Annotated in this window: 13 protein-coding genes; 4 read left to right on the top strand and 9 right to left on the bottom strand. The window is 43.5% G+C overall.

All coding sequences use genetic code 11. The annotated features are described in order from the left end of the window. Positions 1–238: 238 nt before the first annotated feature. The 3 genes from QUA36_RS19255 to QUA36_RS19245 form a co-directional block, all read right to left on the bottom strand. Positions 239–1,435, bottom strand: a complete 1,197-nt coding sequence (locus tag QUA36_RS19255; RefSeq protein ID WP_333458754.1) for a 5-methylcytosine restriction system specificity protein McrC — start codon at positions 1,433–1,435, stop codon at positions 239–241. Between the two features lie 56 nt (positions 1,436–1,491). Continuing rightward, complete coding sequence (locus QUA36_RS19250; RefSeq protein ID WP_333458753.1) at positions 1,492–3,729, bottom strand: AAA family ATPase; 2,238 nt, start codon at positions 3,727–3,729, stop codon at positions 1,492–1,494. Positions 3,730–4,032: 303 nt separating this feature from the next. Beyond that, entirely contained in the window at positions 4,033–4,215 is a 183-nt protein-coding gene (locus tag QUA36_RS19245; protein WP_333458752.1) for a hypothetical protein, read from the bottom strand. Positions 4,216–4,273: 58 nt separating this feature from the next. On the opposite strand from QUA36_RS19245, the gene QUA36_RS19240 reads away from it, so the two are divergent. After that, the gene (locus tag QUA36_RS19240) at positions 4,274–5,926 is read left to right on the top strand and encodes an FAD-dependent oxidoreductase (RefSeq protein ID WP_333458751.1); all 1,653 of its coding nucleotides are present in this window, start codon (positions 4,274–4,276) and stop codon (positions 5,924–5,926) included. A 62-nt stretch (positions 5,927–5,988) separates the two neighbouring features. Here QUA36_RS19240 and QUA36_RS19235 read toward each other — a convergent pair whose 3' ends face one another. Beyond that, positions 5,989–6,366, bottom strand: coding sequence for a GxxExxY protein (locus QUA36_RS19235; protein WP_333458750.1), 378 nt, complete (start codon positions 6,364–6,366; stop codon positions 5,989–5,991). A gap of 326 nt (positions 6,367–6,692) precedes the next feature. On the opposite strand from QUA36_RS19235, the gene QUA36_RS19230 reads away from it, so the two are divergent. Both QUA36_RS19230 and QUA36_RS19225 read left to right on the top strand, forming a co-directional pair. Continuing rightward, positions 6,693–9,446, top strand: a complete 2,754-nt coding sequence (locus tag QUA36_RS19230) for a valine--tRNA ligase (protein WP_333458749.1) — start codon at positions 6,693–6,695, stop codon at positions 9,444–9,446. A 391-nt stretch (positions 9,447–9,837) separates the two neighbouring features. Then, complete coding sequence (locus QUA36_RS19225; RefSeq protein ID WP_333454240.1) at positions 9,838–10,335, top strand: hypothetical protein; 498 nt, start codon at positions 9,838–9,840, stop codon at positions 10,333–10,335. A 154-nt stretch (positions 10,336–10,489) separates the two neighbouring features. On the opposite strand, the gene crtB is transcribed toward QUA36_RS19225, so the two are convergent. Both crtB and pds read right to left on the bottom strand, forming a co-directional pair. Beyond that, positions 10,490–11,419, bottom strand: a complete 930-nt coding sequence (gene crtB, locus QUA36_RS19220) for a 15-cis-phytoene synthase CrtB (RefSeq protein WP_333228290.1) — start codon at positions 11,417–11,419, stop codon at positions 10,490–10,492. 91 nt (positions 11,420–11,510) lie between these two features. Next, positions 11,511–12,884, bottom strand: coding sequence for a 15-cis-phytoene desaturase (gene pds, locus QUA36_RS19215; protein WP_333458748.1), 1,374 nt, complete (start codon positions 12,882–12,884; stop codon positions 11,511–11,513). 372 nt (positions 12,885–13,256) lie between these two features. Here pds and QUA36_RS19210 point away from each other — a divergent pair, with 372 nt between their 5' ends. Continuing rightward, the gene (locus tag QUA36_RS19210) at positions 13,257–13,895 is read left to right on the top strand and encodes a restriction endonuclease subunit R (protein ID WP_333458747.1); all 639 of its coding nucleotides are present in this window, start codon (positions 13,257–13,259) and stop codon (positions 13,893–13,895) included. Between the two features lie 79 nt (positions 13,896–13,974). On the opposite strand, the gene QUA36_RS19205 is transcribed toward QUA36_RS19210, so the two are convergent. The 3 genes from QUA36_RS19205 to QUA36_RS19195 form a co-directional block, all read right to left on the bottom strand. Then, positions 13,975–15,237: a hypothetical protein gene (locus QUA36_RS19205; RefSeq protein WP_333458746.1), complete on the bottom strand. Its 1,263-nt coding sequence runs from the start codon at positions 15,235–15,237 to the stop codon at positions 13,975–13,977. Positions 15,238–15,688: 451 nt separating this feature from the next. Continuing rightward, positions 15,689–16,777 (bottom strand): SPFH domain-containing protein, encoded by a 1,089-nt coding sequence (locus QUA36_RS19200; RefSeq protein WP_333458745.1) that lies wholly within the window; start codon positions 16,775–16,777, stop codon positions 15,689–15,691. A 569-nt stretch (positions 16,778–17,346) separates the two neighbouring features. Then, positions 17,347–18,930: an Eco57I restriction-modification methylase domain-containing protein gene (locus QUA36_RS19195; protein WP_333458744.1), complete on the bottom strand. Its 1,584-nt coding sequence runs from the start codon at positions 18,928–18,930 to the stop codon at positions 17,347–17,349. Between the last annotated feature and the right edge of the window lie 142 nt (positions 18,931–19,072).

The following is a 19,072-nucleotide window of genomic DNA, read 5'->3' as shown; positions in this document are numbered from 1 at the left end:
TGAAAGATTTGAGAGGCGCAATTGCGCCTCTTTTTTTGTGGAGAAATGAACCGCAGAGGGCGCAGAGGGCGCAGAGTAGAGTTAGGGGCAATACAGTTCAGTTAAGCCCGATCCCCCCTAGCCCCCCTTAAGAAGGGGGGGACAAGAACTTACTCAAAGTCAACCCCTACTCCCCTTCTTAAGGGGGATTTAGGGGGATCTCCGAGGAATAAACACTTTTAACTGAACCGTATTGGAGTTAGGGCAGGGTGTTTGGAAGTAGAGATTTTAAGAAGGTTTTTCCGGCTTCATTCAAGTCGCTATCTAGGGAAAAAGTTAGACTGCGAACTCGGATATCGTCATTTTTTATGTCTAGTGGCTGTTTGAGGTTTTGCGGGTAGATGAGAATTGCATTTTGGCACTTTAAGGCATTGGCGTAAGCAACTATTTGATGACGGTCATCACTGCCTACTTTATCGGGATCTTTGTATTTGGTATCGAGGACATACTGGACTTTTTTTGTTTCAATATCGCCTAGAATTAAGTCAATCTTATCGAAATAGTTTTGGTCATGTGTGACTCGGTGTTGTTGTTTGACAAAAAAGGCTTTTGGTGTATTTGCTTTGAGCCATTCAGCGACAAATTGTTCATATAAATTAGCCATGTCTATGAGAAAAGGGAGCATTTCGCGATCGCCAGTTGCGTGACTGGGCCCTGTGTAATCTAAAAAGAATCGACATAAGGCGTGTAAAAGTTGATAATCTTCATTCAAACGGTGATAATTTCTATCAATACAAGCTTCTGATTTAAAAGGTTTTAATGTAACAAATCCTTGGAGTGCGTGAAAGGCTTTTCGCACAGTGGATGAAACAGATTCACCGCACAAACCGCTGCGGCCAATGATGAAAAGTGTCCAAGCCAGAATTTGATTATCTTCGATATCCCCTGTTTGTTCGCTATAGTGGCATTTTAGTTTAACATCCCAAGGTTTTTGCAGGGCTGACCGCAAATCGACGCGGCCGCGAATGTAGGCGAGTCTTTCGGTTTTGGATAAGTAATCGCGATATAATCCTTTGCGACAGCGTTCTAGGATTTTTTGGGCAAGAATGTTAGCTAATCTCTCGTAACTTTGTTCTAAAAATTGGCACTGAATCGCTCCTTGGGGAAATTTTATCTTAAGGTTGTAGGCATAGTCAAGCATTCCGAAGAGGTTGTTTATGGGAACCTTGGGGCGGATGGCGATGTGAAATTCTGGAGTGATTGGAATGTTGCCAACTCTGCCTTTAGATTTTAAGTGCCATTGATATTTAGTTTTAAAGTTGGGAAATTCTATCTCGATTTCCTTGGCATAATTATGGTATATTTTCTGTCCTACTGATTCGGGGATTGAGTCTTGTTCAAAAGTGGCTAATTGATATTCTGTAAGCTCGATAATTCGGCGGGATTCTGGTTTCATAATTGTGGTGGATGCAGTAACGCCACGGTATCGGCGTTAATGACGGCGTTAGATTGTCAATAGCCCAATTTTGTCTTGATATTATCCCAGAGAAACTCATCCATTTTTTCCAGGTTATCAAAGAAGTATTCTTCAAGGTATGGCTCAATTTCCATTTGCCAAATATCTTGGATATCTTCAGTTAAGGTTTTTGTCAAAAAGAAGGAGATGCCTAGTTGATAGTGTTTGTTGTTAATTGCGCGATTGACATCTTCTAGAATGCTAATTAATTTCTCAACGGGAAAACCTGGTTCCTCTCTTTGGTGATACTGTCGCAGCACTTCATAGTTTGGATAGACGGGAATGAATGCGAAACGGCGGCGGAGTGCATTATCAACTAAGGCAATAGAACGGTCTGCTGTGTTCATTGTGCCGATAATGCGGACATTTGTAGGAATCTTAAAGGGTGTACCGCTGGCTAGTATAATAGAGCGTTTTGTGTCTTGTCGGTCATCTAGAAGATACATTAACTCGCCAAAGACTTGAGAGAGATTGGCGCGATTAATTTCATCAATAATGAGAACGCAAGTGTCTTTATAGGCTTTGGCTTTTTCACAGAATTCTAGAAATTTACCGGGAACTATTGAGTAGGTTAATTGTTCGTTTTGAGTTGTTGGGCGGAGGCCTTCGATAAAGTCTTCGTAGGTGTAGATAGGATGAAATTGGATAATGTCTGAGAAACCATTACCGCCGCCGTCACCGATTAAATGTTTGGCTAGTTTTTCGGCTATAAAGGTTTTTCCGGTTCCGGGTGGGCCTTGGATGATGGTTTGGCCTTTGCGGTGGATGGCGCGTATATAGCGGTTTAGTTCTGTTTCGTCAAAGCCAGTTTCTTCGGCACACTTGGATAGAGTATATTTGGGATTTAGCTTAGTAGATTCATTGACTAAGGAATACAAGTGGTCATTGATAGCTGTCTTTTTATCATCTAAAGTTGCCAGCAAAATCAGATCGATGTGATTGAAAAAAAATTGTGCTATTTGATGGCTTAACTGACTGGTAGATAGGTTAATTAATTCATTTTTAGTAATGAAAACCTCATTGTTTGACACATCGAGTATATCATATTTATTTTTGTTTTTAATAATAATTTTTTCGAGCTTATCAGCTTTAGTTTGCAAAATATTAAGAAAAATGGAACGATAGATTTCTTGGGAATAGCCAAAGGTAATATAATTACGATTAAGGCGGATATAGCAAAGTTTAAAATAGCCAAATTTCTTCTCTAATTCACCTTCATTCCATTTTGCATCTCCCGGCAAGGCAGAAAGCTGTGATGGTAGTTTAGCCGACACTAAATAGCACAGCCTATTAAAGGGTTCCTCTACATATTCAACTAATTTAGCGTAATTTCTATAAAGTAGAGAAAGCGAGAATTGACGTTTATTTTCCCAATAGCCTATCAATTCAAAAGTAGACAGTGAGAAGAGGTATTTAGGAGATATGGTATCATATTTCATATTTCTAAATCTATTTGTTTGAAAATCATTGTCGCCCAGATTAATCATAGGTTTTATTTCTTCTTCTAGATCAATAATTTCACCTTGAAAGTAATGAGCTAATTTGAGAGCAGCTTGTCTAACCTCATCACCTTCTATTTCTTCCCATCTTTCAGCAATCATATCTATTTCCATTAGGTCATTTAGAGTTTCAGTCTCAGTCCGGTCAAATGTGTCATCTTCCTCACATAAATCGTAGTCGGGCTGAATACTTTGAATACTTTTTTGGATAGATTCAGACAACTTTAATGTACTCCCAAAATTTTCTATGAGGATTGCTACTACATCTCGACGCACATTGTTGATTAAGTCGATTATTTCTCTGTCTAAATCATAGGCATAAATTTTGTTTTTAGGAAATTTATTTTCATAATCTTCATCTATTACTTGTTTTAAATTGCAAATATTGATTCCCAAAATATCAGCAACATCCCAAAACTTTTCATAACCAACCATTCCTAATCCGCTATATTCAGCGTATACATAAAAAAGAGCTATACAGTAAAGTGATGCCTGAAAGTATTCAATTTGAGTGCGATAATTAACAATTCCTGATTTGACAAATGATTTCCACGCATTCTCCAGCCATTCTAAGACTCTAAACTTTGCCCGTTCTTCGGTATATTCATCAATTAATCCCCATTTATGTTCAGGAATAAATTTATAAAATACTTCATAGAAATCCAGGAATTCACATATCATAGATTCCATGCTATCTTCTATCTCAGACCAGGTAATAATATTTGTGTAATTCATAATCGATACCCTAAAAACAAAATAAAGCTGCTGTATCAAAAACGACTTATTTCATTAATGTCGTCTTTTTCTTTAAACCCCCTCCATTTCCAACCTCTACAAGTACCTATAATTTTAAAGTCAAAACCGTCAAAAAGCAATTTTTAAAACAATCAGTGCTAACCCTTAATTATTGTCTTGTTCTTCCTTTCAATAAAATTGATAGGGCTTATGTACGTCTGGTCAAAAACCCGGTTTATGCGTCAATATCTCTCGGATAAATCCACGATTTTTCGGAGAAACCAGGTTTTTTTTGCCTTAGTCCTAATTAATTAACTTATTGTAGCCGATCGCCCTTCCCGACACCAGATATCTGAGATACGATCGCACCCCCATCCTTACCGTCATCAACAGCCCTCCCAAACCAGTAACACTGGCCAAACCTCTAACAACAGTTGCCGGAAAATTTAAACTTGTGTCGAAACTATCTAAACGTGCTATATTCAACTCCGTAAACCCTGAAGTACGCTTTCAGGTATTGCAAATTTATAAACGAGTCAACTGAATGCTCTCTAATTTCAAGAAATTAGCTTCAATTGCAATCTTCTTTGTCGCCGTAAAACTTTTAGTTAACTATCCCCCTTTCAGAGAAATAGAAAATTATATCGCAAATAGAAACCCAGCAAGTGCCACCTTAGACGCTGGAACTCAGCAGCAAAAATCCAGCAGCCCGCCTCCGGTAGTTCCCAAAAAATCACCGGAGCAAAAGTTTGATGTAGTAGTATATGGTGATGAAGTACCGGGGATATGTGCGGCGATATGGGCTAAGAAAACTTTAGGCGCAAAGGGCAAAGTTGCGATCGTGCGATCGAACTACGGAAGAGATCCTTTGGGCGGCTTACTCACCCGCGGCGGTTTAGCTTACATAGATTTAGATAAAATCCCCGGTTGGTACCGCCAACCCTACGCCCAATGTTTTAAGGAATTCTTAGATAAAGCGAATGCGCGCGAATCTTGCTTAGACCCAAAAAGGGCAGATCAAGCTCTCAGACAAATGCTTTCAGCAGCAAAAGTCAGAGTTATTTCCAACTCAACTCTTACTCCCCACGTCGTAGATAAAAAAATCGAATATGCCTCAGTAAAAGGCAGCACATTAAGAATTAAAGCCCACTCTTTTATTGACGTAACTCAAGACGCGGAATTAGCCAGAAAAGCCGGATTATCTTATTATACAGGATATGAATCTCAAAATATAAAATCTAAAAATGAAACTTTAGCAGTCTCTGTAGTTCCGACAATTACAGGTATAACGATGTCCGAATTCCGCAGAATAGAAGATGAAATTCTCTACAACCGGCCTTTGGTAAAAAAAATTAAAGAAAGCATTATGAAATCAAAAGATCCGGCTAGTACAAAATTCTGGATGAGGAATTTCTGGAGTACGATTTATCAGCCATATACAGACGGCTACGACATCAGAAGCGTAGCCATAGGTGCAGCGTATCACATAGACAGAAAGCTGCCCTTTAGCCAAAATAAAGGATTCTTTTTTGATAAAGGCAATGTCTGCGTTTATAACAAAAATGTGCTGTCCTGGAACGGGTTTCTGTTTAAATACCAAGTTGACCAAATCATGAAGATGGAAGCTAACGGCAGAAAACCGACTCCTGAAATGATTAGAGAAATGTCATTTCTCCAATACTGGCTACAAAAGAAGTCTGGTAAAGATGTGAGAGTCTTTATTCCCGACGAGATTTATATCAGGCAAAGTTTGAACGTTCGCGATGTGGTAGATCCGCTGACGGGGAAGGAGATTATCAAAGGGGGAACAGTACCCGAAAAGTCGATCGGCAGTTTTTCCTACGATTTCGATATGCGGGGCGGAGTCAAGAATTTATCTGCGAGAATTCCGCCGCTGCCAGTGTATAATTTCGGGATAGAAAGCGCTTTGGCTAGCAAAGTCAAGAATTTAGCCATTGTCGGGCGATCGTCCGGTTATGTCGGTATGGCTGTATCCGTCGGGCGAATTGCAACGGTGAATATTTATCAAGGACAAGGTGTGGGCGTGGCGGCTGGTTTGGCTAGCAAGTTCGGCGTACCGCTGAATTCGATTACTTCGGCTGAAACGAAAAAAGCTCTGGAGACTTTAACGGGGAAAACGACGTATTTGTCGGGGAGAGATACGAGTTATGGAGTGGATTATAAGGAAGTGAAATAATTAGAGATATTAAGAGGAATGAACCCCAGAGGGCGCAGAGAGGAGAGGGATGAGAGGGTTTTTTAGGAGAGGATGAGGCGGCGGATTCCTTCTTTTAAAAAGCGGACATTGAAGTTGATGAGAAGGGCTAGAGGATAACCAGTCATTTTGAGGTAGGAGATAACTTGAGCCTCATGAATAGGAAGTAGAGTTTGGACTGACTTTAATTCAACTACGATAGTGTTGGCAACCAGCATATCGTATCTGCCTTCCCCAACCACAACACCTTTATAAGTTACATTTACTGTAGGTTGAGGTTGAAAAGGAATTCCCCGGCGCGAGAGTTCTTCACGCAACGAATTCTCATATACCGCTTCCAAAAACCCCGGCCCCAACTCCTTATGAACCTCCATCGCCGCCCCAATCACAGCATAAGTCAACTCATTAAGATCCTCTGCCAACTCCCCTCTCCTCTTCTCAAACCCATATCAAAATCATAACCCAAAACCCTCGCAACACTCTTCCCTCTGCGCCCTCTGCGCCCTCTGCGGTTCAAAACTCTTCTCTTAATGGAGTGGATTGTAAAGACGTGAATAGATATTAAGAGGATTTTACCGCAGAGAACACAGAGAGCGCAGAGAGGGGAGGGATAAAAGGTTTTTTTACGACATCCAAAACCCTCGCAACACTCTTCCCTCTGCGCCCTCTGCGCCCTCTGCGGTTCAAACCTCTTCTCTTCCCCCCGCTGTGGCACAATCTTATATATAAAACCTGCACCCTCTCGCCAATGACCGCAAACCTACCCCCGCAATACGACCCCCAAGCCACCGAAGCCAAGTGGCAAAAATACTGGGAAGACAACCAAACCTTCAAAGCTGACCCCGAAAAAGGCGGCGAACCTTACTGTGTAGTTATCCCGCCGCCCAACGTCACGGGCAGCCTCCACATGGGACACGCTTTTGAAGAGACGCTGATTGATGTCCTCGTCCGCTATCACCGCATGACTGGACGCAATACCCTGTGGTTGCCGGGAACGGATCATGCTAGCATCGCAGTTCAAACTATTCTCGAAAAGCAACTCAAAGCAGAAGGCAAAACTCGCCACGATTTAGGTAGAGAAAAATTCTTGGAACGGGCCTGGGAGTGGAAAGCTGAATCTGGCAATACTATTACCAATCAATTACGCAGTTTGGGCGTGTCTGTTGATTGGTCGCGTGAACGCTTTACGATGGATGAAGGCTTATCCGCTGCGGTTTTAGAAGCGTTTGTCCGCTTGTACGATGAGGGGCTGATTTATCGCGGTAATTACCTGGTGAATTGGTGTCCGGCGAGTCAGTCTGCTGTGTCGGATTTGGAGGTTGATCAGCAGGAAGTTGACGGGCATTTGTGGCATTTCCGCTATCCTTTGACGGACGGTTCTGGTTATTTGGAGGTGGCGACGACTCGGCCGGAAACGATGTTGGGCGATACTGGGGTGGCTGTGAATCCAGAGGACGATCGCTACAAACATCTTATCGGTAAAACTGTGACTTTGCCGATCGCCAATCGCGAAATTCCCATCATTGCTGATGAGTTTGTAGATCCGACTTTCGGAACAGGTTGTGTCAAGGTGACTCCCGCCCACGATCCGAATGACTTCGAGATGGGTAAACGTCACAATTTGCCGTTTATTAACATTATGAATAAGGACGGCACTTTAAATGAAAATGCCGGAGATTTCCAGGGACAAGACCGATTTGTTGCCCGGAAAAATGTGGTAAAACGGTTAGAAACGGACGGGGTTTTAGTTAAAATAGAAGATTATAAGCATACTGTTCCCTACAGCGAACGCGGCAAAGTCCCGGTCGAACCTTTGATATCTACACAATGGTTTGTGAAGATCGATCCTCTTTCTCAACGAGCTTTAGAAGCATTAGATAAAAGTAACTCACCAGTCTTTGTTCCTGACAGATGGACAAAGGTTTATCGCGATTGGCTGGTGAAGCTGAAGGATTGGTGTATCTCCCGACAATTGTGGTGGGGACACCAAATCCCGGCTTGGTATGCTGTTAGCGAAACCCAAGGAGAAATTACTGATACAACACCTTTTATAGTTGCAAAAAATGAAGCTGAAGCTAAGGAAAAAGCTACGGCTAAATTTGGTCAGGATGTCAAGCTAGCAAGAGATCCAGATGTATTGGATACTTGGTTTTCGTCCGGGTTGTGGCCTTTCTCAACTTTGGGATGGCCGGACGAAACTAAAGATTTGGAGTTTTACTATCCGACAACTACTTTGGTTACAGGTTTTGATATCATCTTTTTCTGGGTTGCTAGAATGACGATGATGGCAGGACATTTTACTGAAAAGATGCCTTTTGATACTGTTTACATTCACGGTTTGGTGTTGGATGAAAACGGTCAGAAAATGTCTAAGAGTAAAAATAATGGTATCGACCCGCTGCTGTTGATTGGTAAGTACGGTACTGATGCTTTGCGCTACACTTTGGTTAAGGAAGTGGTTGGGGCCGGTCAAAATATTCGCATGGAGTACGATCGCAAAACTGATGAATCGAAATCGGTGGAAGCTTCGCGGAACTTCACGAATAAGTTGTGGAATGCGGCCAGGTTTGTGATGATGAATTTGGAGGGACAGACGCCGCAGCAGTTGGGAAGTCCTCACCCCCCCCAACCACCCCTTACCGAGGGAGGGAGAGAAGAAGGGTTAGAATTGTGCGATCGCTGGATTCTTTCTCGCTATTATCAAGTTGTGCAACAAAGCTGCAATTGTTTGGAAAATTACGGTTTGGGGGAAGCGGCGAAGGGACTTTATGAGTTTATTTGGGGCGATTTCTGTGACTGGTATATTGAGTTAGTCAAGTCTCGCTTGCAACAGGATGCTGAACAAAATTCTAAGAAAGTGGCACAGCAAACTTTTGCTTTTGTGTTGGAAGGGATTCTGAAACTACTGCATCCTTTTATGCCACACATTACTGAGGAAATTTGGCACACTCTGACTCAAACAGGTGACGATCAATGTTTGGCTTTGCAAGCTTATCCTGAAGCAAACGCATCACTCATTGATTCTGATTTGGAACAGCAGTTTGAGTTGTTGTTCGGTACAATTCGCACTATTCGCAATTTGCGGGCGGATTCTGATATCAAGCCAAGTGTGAAGGTGACGGCGATTTTGCAAAGCGAAAACGAGAAAGAACGCCAAATAATCTCAGATGGAGGCGTTTACATTCAGGATTTGGCAAAAGTCGAAAATCTGACAGTTACTGCTAGTTTGGATACAGATTTGGGACAGACAATTGCTGGGGTTGTCGGTACTGTGCAAGTATTGATTCCTCTGGCTGGGGTGGTGGATTTGGCGGCTTTGCGTGCTAAATTAGAGAAGAAGTTGAGCAAGGTGGAAGCTGAAATTAAGCATACTGCGGCGCGTTTGACTAATCAGAAGTTTGTGGATAAGGCTACTCCTGATGTTGTTCAGGGGGCGAGGGATGCTTTGGCGGAAGCCCAAAAACAAGCGGAAATTTTGCGCGATCGGCTAAAGGTGTTTTAATAGTGTTGACTGTTGACTGTTGACTGTTGACTGTTTTTAGTCAATTTGTAGGGTGCGTGAGGTTGAATAATTTGGAATGGCAAGGAAAATATTGACTCTCACGCACCGCAGGCGCGATCGGCTAAAGTTGTTTTAATAGTTGACTGTGGACTGTAATCTTGTTCCCAGGCTATGCCCATTAGTGACAACAAACACGTTAAACAGACCGTCTCTTTTGTTTTTATCGAAGTCTAGATCCCCCCTAACCCCCCTTATTAAGGGGGGGACAAGAGGGTTCAAAGTCCCCCTTCTTAAGGGGGATTTAGGGGGATCGATACTCGGCTAGAAGCGAGATATACAAATAACCAATAACAAATAACCAATAACCAATAACCAATAACCAATAACCCTCATGTTATATTTAGCCCAAGTACAAAATCAGGAAAATTTAGGCGAGATAAGTCTGCAATTGCTGGCTTGCCAAAATTCTGACCATACTTGGGCTATTCTTAGTGAAGAAAGTTTCTTGACATTACAGAAAGATTTTGCTCAAAATCCAATTAACTCTGCAACGAATGTATTAAATGAAGGGATTTTAGTATTAGCAACTGTTGACGAAAATAGCCAGGTTTTGCATATTCAAGCAGCTACAAATTGGGTACTACAATTAGTAGAGAAATATTTAACAACAGGCTTTACTCCCGATTTTTTGCAGCAAGAAGCCCAGAAAGCAGAAGATTGGCGGCAATCTCTCACTTTGCAGAGTCAAGAATTGTCTCGCCGCTTGATTGAAGTTGAAGCCCGCCGAGAACAAATTCAAAATTTAGAAGCAAAACTCCAGCAGGAAAAGCAATTGTTGGAAAGTTCGATCGCCCAATTGCCAATTCCGCCCGCTACTCCACTAATATGACTTAGAATTTGACTTAAGTTAACATACCAAACTTAGGGACACGGCACTACCGCATCCCCACAAACCTAATATGCAATTTGCTGGACATCATATAATTTGTAACTTGACAAATACCCCTTACCCGTTGCCGAATCGCCAGCAAAATTGCCTGCGGTTAAAGCACTTTTGACTTCATCCAAGCGGCGGGGAGACACAGCAGTTTCTGAGAATTGGTAACATAAGCCCGCTTCTGAAACACATCATATTGATTACGTTCGATCGCATTTAAGATTCTGCTGTACAGCATTGTAGCCGCCCAAACAGTCCAGCGGATATCGGGACTGAGCACTTTTATTCCCGGTTCGGCGCTGGCGTATAATTTGCGAGCTCGCTGAATTTGAAAACGCATCAATTCCCGCCAGCGGTTGTCAATGACACCGTTGAATAAATCTTCTTCGGTGTAGTTAAACAAGGCTAAGTCTTCTAAGGGAATATAAATGCGGCCGCGGCGGGCGTCTTCTCCGACATCGCGCAGAATATTAGTCAACTGCTTGGCAATACCCAGGGAGATGGCTTCTTCTTTGGGAATTCTATTCCCCCAATGCCAATTCCAGTTAGCAGCGGAGCTCGATTCGCCTACACCCATGACAGACATCGACATCAGCCCTACAGTACCAGCTACTCGATAACAGTAAAGATTGAGCTCTTCAAAAGTTTCGTAGCGGCTGCGGTACAAGTCCATTTGCTGGCCCGCAATCATCTCTCGAAACGGCCCAATGTCGATCGGGAAACGAGACAGGGTATCCACCAAAGCTACGTCGTAGTCGTCGTGAGGATGGCCGGCAAACACAGATTCTAGCCGTTTTTCCCACAGATTGAGGGTTTCAGGGGTCGTTGCATCAGAACCCGGCCCGTCTACGAGTTCGTCGGTGCGGCGGCACCAGACGTAAATAGCCCAAATCGCCCGACGCTTGGCTTCGGGCATGAGTTGAGTGCCTAAATAAAAATTTTTGGCATAACTCGCCGTGACTTGGCGGCACAGTTCGTAAGAGTCATCCACAGAGGCCAGAGTTCTCATGCACTGGAGTTTTGACAGTTGCAGCATCCGAGAATAAGAAATTTAAAGATTAGAACTGATTTTCCCCCGTTTAGAAAACGGGAGATTTTTTACGTCTTTATGAAAAATTCTTAATTTTTCATTGGTTATTGGCCGTTGAAATAGCCTGCGCTGTCAGCTTACCAGAAAGCACGGCACCTTCCATACTCGCAAGATAACGCTGCATTGTATAATCCCCCGTTAGATAGAAATTGCTAATGGGAGTTGTTTGTGTGGGACGGCACTGCTGGCGTCCGGGAGTGGCTTTGTAGACGGAACGAGGGGTTTTGACTACGTGATATTTGAGCAGTTTGGCTGGTTCTGGGATTTGATCGGGAAAGAGTTTTTCTAACTCGACCATTGTGGCTGCGACGATATCTTCGTCAGATTTGCCTATCCAGTCTTTGGCCGGTGCTAAAACCAGTTCCAGCATTGATTTGTCTGGGTTGGCATATTCGCGGCAGGTGTTGCTCATGTCGGCGTAGACGCTCAGCAAGGGTGATCGCGAGAACAGCAAATGGTCGATGTCAGTTAATTTGCGATCGAACCACAAGTGTACATTAATGACGGGTACTCCCTCCAAACCTTCGAGCTGTTTGAAATAATCCATTTCGCCCCAAGGTTTCGGCATCATCAGCTTCAGCGGGTCAACCGGCATCGCGGAAACGTAAATATCGGCCGTCAGAATTTCTGACTCTGCCCCTTTTACTCCCCGAATCTGGAAGCCACGCACCGTGTTGTCATCGTTGAGCAAAAACTCCCCGATAGGTGCATTCAGCCGTACTTCACCGCCGCGCTCAGTTATGTAGTCTACCATCGGCTGACACAACCTTTCTGTGGGGGAACCGTCTAAAAAAGCCATTTTCGAGCCGTTTTTCTCTTGCAAGAAGCGGTTGAGGGCTGTCAGCAGTATGGTTGCGGATATTTCGTGGGGATCGATGAAGTTGAGCGCCTTGGACATGGCGATGAATACTTCTTTTTCGACTCTGGGGGGGACGTTTTGCTTTTTGAGCCAGTCGGAAAACGAGTATTTATCCATTTCTTCGACGTATCTTTGACCCTGAAGCATCGCCGGAATCAAACCTATACCGAAGCGGATTTTTTCGGGCCAGGTGAGCATATCGTTGTTGCTCAGGATGGCTGCGACGCCGTTGAAGGGAGCCGGAAGGTCGGGAAAGTCAAAGCGGGAATAGGTTCCGGGGGTTTCCGGCTGATTGAAAATCATCGAGTGTTCTTTCCATTGCAGCCTGTCTTCAATGTCAAGTTCTTTGAAGAGTTGGAGCATATTCGGGTATGCACCGAAGAAGATGTGGAGGCCGGTTTCATACCAGTCGCCGTCTGCATCTTTCCAGGCGGCGACTTTGCCGCCGAGTACGTCCCGACTTTCTAGGAGGATGGGGGTGTGGCCCGCGTCGGTAAGATATTTAGCGCAGGAAAGTCCTGCTAAGCCTGCTCCGGCGATCGCAACTCGCATTTGATACTACTTGGCCTCTGTGTTCGCTTCGGTTTAATTATACTTTACAACTCGTTACATTTTTTTGGGAAATCTGTAGGGACACGGCTGTGCTTGGAGGTATCGGCTTAGCACGAAAGTCCGCCAGGGACTGAAAGTCCCTGTCTCATAGCGCAAGTCCTCTGAAAGAAGACTAATGAGTTCTTCATTCCTCTTTTATAGGACTTTAGCTTTGAGGCAGGGGTTTCAACCCTTGCCGGACTTGCCGGACTGCGGGTCTGACCTTAATTGCGTTTCTTAGGGCATACGGCACTAGGAAACGCAATTAACAGAAATTTAGCAAGTTTTGCTATCATTAATTATGAGGCAAATTTCAATAAATTAGTTGCATTTATGGTACAAACAATTCAAGCTAGAAATGTCGCACTAAACGATTTGGAAACCCAATTCAAAATTGAATGGGTTGAAGATGACCAATTCTTTCGCGAGTGGCAAGATGATTTACCAGAAATCTCGGAAGCTGAGAAACAGCGGCTGGACAGAGTGAAGGCAAGTTACAGGAATTTGCTCAAACATCCGCCACTTCTCGAAAATACAGTCAAAATGGTTGTGCTGTCTCCGTTTTTGGATTTAGCTGATTTCTATCTTGCTCCTTTTCATGTTACTTCAGAAAAGTCTGTAGAAATTATTGACGAAGATGAAGGAATGATTGTCAGAGGACAGTTGGATGTTTTGGCTTTGTTTCAGGAGTTTTGGGTAGTGGTGATCGAGTCCAAGAAGGCTGCGTTTTCTTTGGAGGTCGGGATTCCGCAGTTACTAGCTTATATGTTAGCGAATCTGAGTGCCGATCGATCTACTTACGGATTGTTAATGAATGGCTCTAGTTTTTTATTTGTCAAGTTAGTTAAGCGGGAAACACCGCAGTACGCTTTTTCTCGCTGGTTTTCTATGTTCAATCCGGGGAATGATTTGTACAGCGTGCTGAGTATTTTGAAGCGCCTCGGTCAGTTGAATGTTGGCAATACAGTTTAGAAAGCGATCGCACTCTTCTGTGAGGGCGATCGCTCAGAGATGCGGTTGTACTTCGTTTCAATAAAAAAGGAAGAATGAACTAATTAGAAGAGGGAATAGGTGCTGGCGGTAATTTTTTGTTCGGTACAGGCGCGGTAGAGGGAATAGGAACTGGCGGTAAACTTTGGCTAGGTACAGGTAGGGAAGTTGGTTGGGGTTGCGGTTGAGGGAGACCGGGAACACGGATATATTTCCAATTACCAGTAAACAATAGGTACATAACACCCGCAAGCACGACGCCGCTAACAACAGCAGCAGTAATTTTCCAAACACTGTAGGGACGTTCGCCTTGAACTTCAGCGGTGCGTGCATTAACCATTACTTGATATCGCTGGTTTTGATAACGATAGGCACACAGCCACACAGGTAGCAAAATATGCTTAAAAGTGATAGCATTGTAATCAGTAGAAATGCTGTGAACCCGCTGCTCGTCGCCACCAATATTCCTGCAAACATCGAAATGAATAGTAGAGGCCATGACATTTTTAGCAGATTCAAATCCTTGAGTGAGAGAAACTTGCGATCGCTGTGCTTCAAACCCAGCTAAATAAGATGAATTGTAAGCGCGCAGCGACTCCTTGAGATGCCAAGGTTCTAACGCATCCAGACGCGGGCGATCGACTGAAGTTGTAGCGGGAATCAGAATATCGTCAAAAAAGCGATCGACTCTGCCAGAAACAGGCCACCACCTGGTATGTTGGACTTCGCGAGTTTTAGTTTCTGTTTCGCCCTGCGCGTTTGTTTCCGTATAAGTCTCAGTCACGTAGTAGTGTTCTCCGCGAGAACCCTGATAGTAACTAACCGTATAAGTGTCGTAAGTCCAAAACGGCAAATAAACCCCTTGAATTTTCTCCTGTTGCGCTAGGGATTTCAAAGCAGAGGGAGCAAACCAGCGATTGCTGAGCCACTTCTGAATGCTTTCTCTGGCCTGTTTATCACTAACTTCAAAGGGTACAATTCCCTCTGGATGCACGGTAGGGCTAGCCTTTGCAGGTTGCGTCACAATTGGAGAAGCACAAAATGGGCATTTACCCGCTACTTTCGGCGGTTCAAAAGTAACACTTGCTCCGCAATCATTGCATTTTACTTCAAGGGCTGTTGTTGATAAAGTTGTCAGCGTTGTTTCGTCGAATTGTAGATATTGTTCGTAAGAATTTTCTTTTACCTCTTCAGCAGTTTGGGGAATTGCATCTTCCCAGCCGCAGTAAGCACACTTGAGCTTTCCTGCTTGGGGGTTGAACTCTAAATAAGCCCCGCAGCTAGGACAGGGAAAACGTTTAACAGCAGGTTCCGAAGTATTCATCAGAAAATTGGGTAGAAACCTCGTCCTTTTAGGACGGCTTTATATTACAATATAATTGGTCAGCGACCCACCCGAGACGATGGATCAAACAGCCTATACGAGCGAAGTTCAGCCTTGTGCTGGCGGCGAAGCAAAATCGGTAGACCGGGAAAAGAGGATAGGGCAATGGTAAACATCCCTAGAATCAAAACTACGAAGAATTCCGTTTGGTATTCGATACGTAAAAACCGCAGGGCTTGCGGGGTTAGTCTGTGGAGCGAACATAAGACCAAATCTCTTTTAGGGTGGAGGCAGTTGCGAAGAAGCAGAAATTCAAATCGTGAGGTTTGGGAATCCCCGTCCGCGACGGTCGGGGTGGATGTCAAAATGGTTAATTGGTGATGTAATTGGTAACTGGTAATTTGGAAAGCAGATCAATTGCCAATTACCAATTAACTAAATATGCAAAATTTTATGCCGCGGCTGGCGGGGGAGGCGGCGGTACAGTCGCCAACAAAGATGCTAATTCCGGCACTTGCGATGCCAACTTCCAGCCGTCAAAACCCGCACGCCACACCATTACCTGATGTGTCAAACCATTTTGCAAAAGTTGCTCCAATCCAAAAGGGCCTAATTGTTGACCATTTTGGGCAATATACCACTGAGTTTGTGTTGGCGGGGGAGGTGGTGGCGGAGTTTGCGATGCTGGTGACTGCATCATATTTGTCATTTGCTGACCTAGTGCCATTCCCATGCCAAATTCTAATGCTTGATTGCCGCCGCTAGGGTTATTTGCTGAGGCTTCTATAGCGTTAGCAGCTTGATATTGGGTATATTGCTGCATATTTCCCAGAAGTCCGATCGAGGCTCGTTTGTCGAGTGCTTCTTCAACTTCAGGCGGCATCGAAATATTTTCAATTAATAGCTGAGTTAATTCTAACCCAAACTGCTGGATACTTGGCTCTATGGCAACTCGCACCTGTTCGCCCATGTGGGTGTAATTGGCTGCAAAGTCTAGCAGGGGAACGCGGGAATTGCCAACCCAATTGGCAAAGGCACTGACTATTGTATTGCGGAGTTGATCGCTGATTTCATTTACTTGAAATAGTCCGTCAGTGCTGATTAGTTGTTTTAAGAGTTGTTCTGGATGGGAAACTTTAATGTTGTATGTGCCAAAAGCCCGCATTCGCACTGGGCCGAGTTCTGGATCGCGGATAATTACAGGGTTAGAGGTTCCCCATCTCAGGTTTGTAAATATTTTGGTGTTAAAAAAGTAGACTTCTGCTTTGAAGGGAGAGTTGAAACCGTAGGGCCAACCTTTTAAGGTACTCAGAATGGGTAAGTTGCGGGTGTACAGTTCGTGCATTCCCGGAGCGAAGACATCGGCCACTTGGCCTTCGCTGACAAAGACGGCTATTTGTCCTGGTCGTACAGTTAGTTTAGCACCTTGTTTAATTTCGTTTTGGTGACGCTCGAATCGATAGGCAATGGTGTCGCTGGTATTGTCTAACCATTCGATGATATCGACAAATTCGCCGCGAATCTTGTCAAAGAGTCCCATAGATTTATTTTGGGTTGTTGTTTGATTTTAGCTTCAAGAGGAGCGATCGGAGTTCCGGAGCGAGAGGCATTATGTAAATGTTAGGTTCGGTTGCGGGCTCAGTTGCGATCGCCCTTGCAAGGAAATAGAGCAGCCGAGTGCGATCGTCCTTAATTTCCTCAGTCAAAAAATCCGATGGTATTTAGTTCTCACTTATTATAATAAATAACCTCACAATTGCTTTAATTCGGGTCGATCGCAATTTGACACTGCGTTGGTGGCAGTCATTAAGAAGGCAGAGATGATAGGAGGACATGGCAATGGCGTTTTCCTACCCCAAAATAATCAATCTTCCTCGATGAAAGATGTAATCATCCCCCGATTAATTGTGGCAACGGAGGAGACGGCAATGCCCTTTCCCTACCGCAAAATCCTCAATTTTCCGATTAATTGTGGCAACGGAGGAGACGGCAATGCCCTTTCCCTACCGCAAAATCATCAATTTTCATCCACGAGATATGTAACTATCGCCCAATTATTTGTAGGGAAACGGCACTGCCGTCTCCTCTTCTTTCTATTCTTTCCCGCCTTTATGGTTCGCCTGATTTTGGTGCAAAGGTGCGATAGGCTGCTAATGCTGCTTGTTTGACGGTTTCTGGCACAATCGGAAAAGTAGTCAGGATATAGGCAAATTCTGCGTCGGTTAAGCCGTAAAGATGAGCGATGATGCCGTCTAATTCGGCGCGCAATTTAGCGCGTTCTGTTTCATCGGTAACGCCTTCTCGGTGGGAGTTTAAGCCGACTTCTTGGGCTAATTCGTCAAATTCTGGGGCGGTACAGATTAGTTTGGCGGCGCGCTGTACGATGTCCCAGAAGTATTTGTCACCTGATGTTAATCGCGGGACTGGAGTCTGGTAAACATAGAAAAAGTTGATATTAGCTGAAATTCTAGATCGAAGTGCATAATCTAAAACAAAACTATTCCAAACACCTACTAAATACAAACATTGATGATTATTAGGTGGAGTCTCAATACCTTGTGAGTAACGCAACACAGATTGAAAATTTTCTGCTTTAAAATAGGGTGGGATAACTGTTGCTATCATTGTTCTTGTGTCTGTATTCCTTGCAATCTTACGAAATCCCGATCTATAAGTCTGATAATCTAGAGTTTGACCTCTATCCTGTTCTTTTCCAAGTATCGCAGCTCGTCCTTGTGATTCCTCTATCCAATAACGCGGTTGGCAAAGAGTATGAGTAAACTGCTCAATCATTTTTCCTTCATAAAGTGGCAGTCTCCCTTTTCCAGGTTCTTGCTGGAATAAATGACTGTCATTAGTCATGTCAAATTCACGAGTTAACCGCAGATTCCATTTCCCCTCAATCTGTTCGCCAAGTAAAGGGAATTGCAGCATTTTCTCAGCAATCCGAATATCTCCCTGATTTTTAAACTCCATCACCGACAGAGAGTCAGGAGATAACTTCCTCACTAATTCAATACTAATTTGCAAGCTCTCAGCACTAGGGAACCTTTGCAGTTCATCCACATCAAGACGCATAAAAGCTGAGGGAAACTCAGTTGTTATCCCATCCTTCTCAAAAGTAAGGACAACTATTTTGAAACTCTTATGAACTCCTTCAAAAATTGTTTTACGATTTTCCAGACAAAATAAACCCGTGACTTTGGTTTGACTGAATAACATCTCCCGCAGTTGCTTAGTACCCAAGTCAGTGTAAATTCCGCTAGGAATCACAATCCCACACTCGCCACCACTGCGTAACAGATTAAAACATTGTTCTACAAATAGTTTATAGAGGTTAATATCCGTACCTGCTTTTTTACCGTTGACAATCGAAATCTGATTTTTGTACTGTTCCGCTGAACGATAATAAGCACTGATATGAGGAAAATTGCTCTGATATTCCAACCAAGCATTAGAAACCTCAATATCTTGCAAGAGTTTCTTTTGCTCTTTCTCGAAACTCTTAATATCCATCTTCTTTTTCGTCACCAAATTGCTATGCTCAGCAAAAAACTCCTTAGCATCTGGCTTAAAAATTTCCCAAGGTGGATTGGTAATAATTGCATCAAATCCGCCACGTTGATGCAAAATTTCATCAAACTCATAGCCCCAGTGAAAAGGCTTCAAAGCTTCAATATCAGCTAGAGTCATGGTACGCTTAATCGGCTTAAGCTGTTGTGCATTTAAAACGCATATTGGTATAATATAACATAATAATATTCAGAAAAAGTGAATGCCTGCTAAAAACTTTCTCAGTTCCGAGACAAAGAAAACTCTGCAACAAGCATTAAAA

The sequence above is a fragment of the Microcoleus sp. Pol10D4 genome (assembly GCF_036701555.1).
Taxonomy (GTDB): Bacteria; Cyanobacteriota; Cyanobacteriia; order Cyanobacteriales; family Microcoleaceae; genus Microcoleus.
The sequence above is the reverse complement of the archived record's forward strand: the minus strand, read 5'-3'. Positions and strand labels throughout refer to the sequence as shown.

What these genes read in the sequence shown, in the direction of transcription:
- QUA36_RS19195 (WP_333458744.1), bottom strand. Translation starts at nt 18,930, where the DNA reads ATGACTCTAGCTGATATTGAAGCTTTGAAGCCTTTTCACTGGGGCTAT.
- QUA36_RS19250 (WP_333458753.1), bottom strand. Translation starts at nt 3,729, where the DNA reads ATGAATTACACAAATATTATTACCTGGTCTGAGATAGAAGATAGCATG.
- QUA36_RS19230 (WP_333458749.1), top strand. Translation starts at nt 6,693, where the DNA reads ATGACCGCAAACCTACCCCCGCAATACGACCCCCAAGCCACCGAAGCC.
- QUA36_RS19240 (WP_333458751.1), top strand. Translation starts at nt 4,274, where the DNA reads ATGCTCTCTAATTTCAAGAAATTAGCTTCAATTGCAATCTTCTTTGTC.
- QUA36_RS19200 (WP_333458745.1), bottom strand. Translation starts at nt 16,777, where the DNA reads ATGGGACTCTTTGACAAGATTCGCGGCGAATTTGTCGATATCATCGAA.
- QUA36_RS19255 (WP_333458754.1), bottom strand. Translation starts at nt 1,435, where the DNA reads ATGAAACCAGAATCCCGCCGAATTATCGAGCTTACAGAATATCAATTA.
- QUA36_RS19205 (WP_333458746.1), bottom strand. Translation starts at nt 15,237, where the DNA reads ATGAATACTTCGGAACCTGCTGTTAAACGTTTTCCCTGTCCTAGCTGC.
- pds (WP_333458748.1), bottom strand. Translation starts at nt 12,884, where the DNA reads ATGCGAGTTGCGATCGCCGGAGCAGGCTTAGCAGGACTTTCCTGCGCT.
- QUA36_RS19210 (WP_333458747.1), top strand. Translation starts at nt 13,257, where the DNA reads ATGGTACAAACAATTCAAGCTAGAAATGTCGCACTAAACGATTTGGAA.
- QUA36_RS19225 (WP_333454240.1), top strand. Translation starts at nt 9,838, where the DNA reads ATGTTATATTTAGCCCAAGTACAAAATCAGGAAAATTTAGGCGAGATA.
- crtB (WP_333228290.1), bottom strand. Translation starts at nt 11,419, where the DNA reads ATGCTGCAACTGTCAAAACTCCAGTGCATGAGAACTCTGGCCTCTGTG.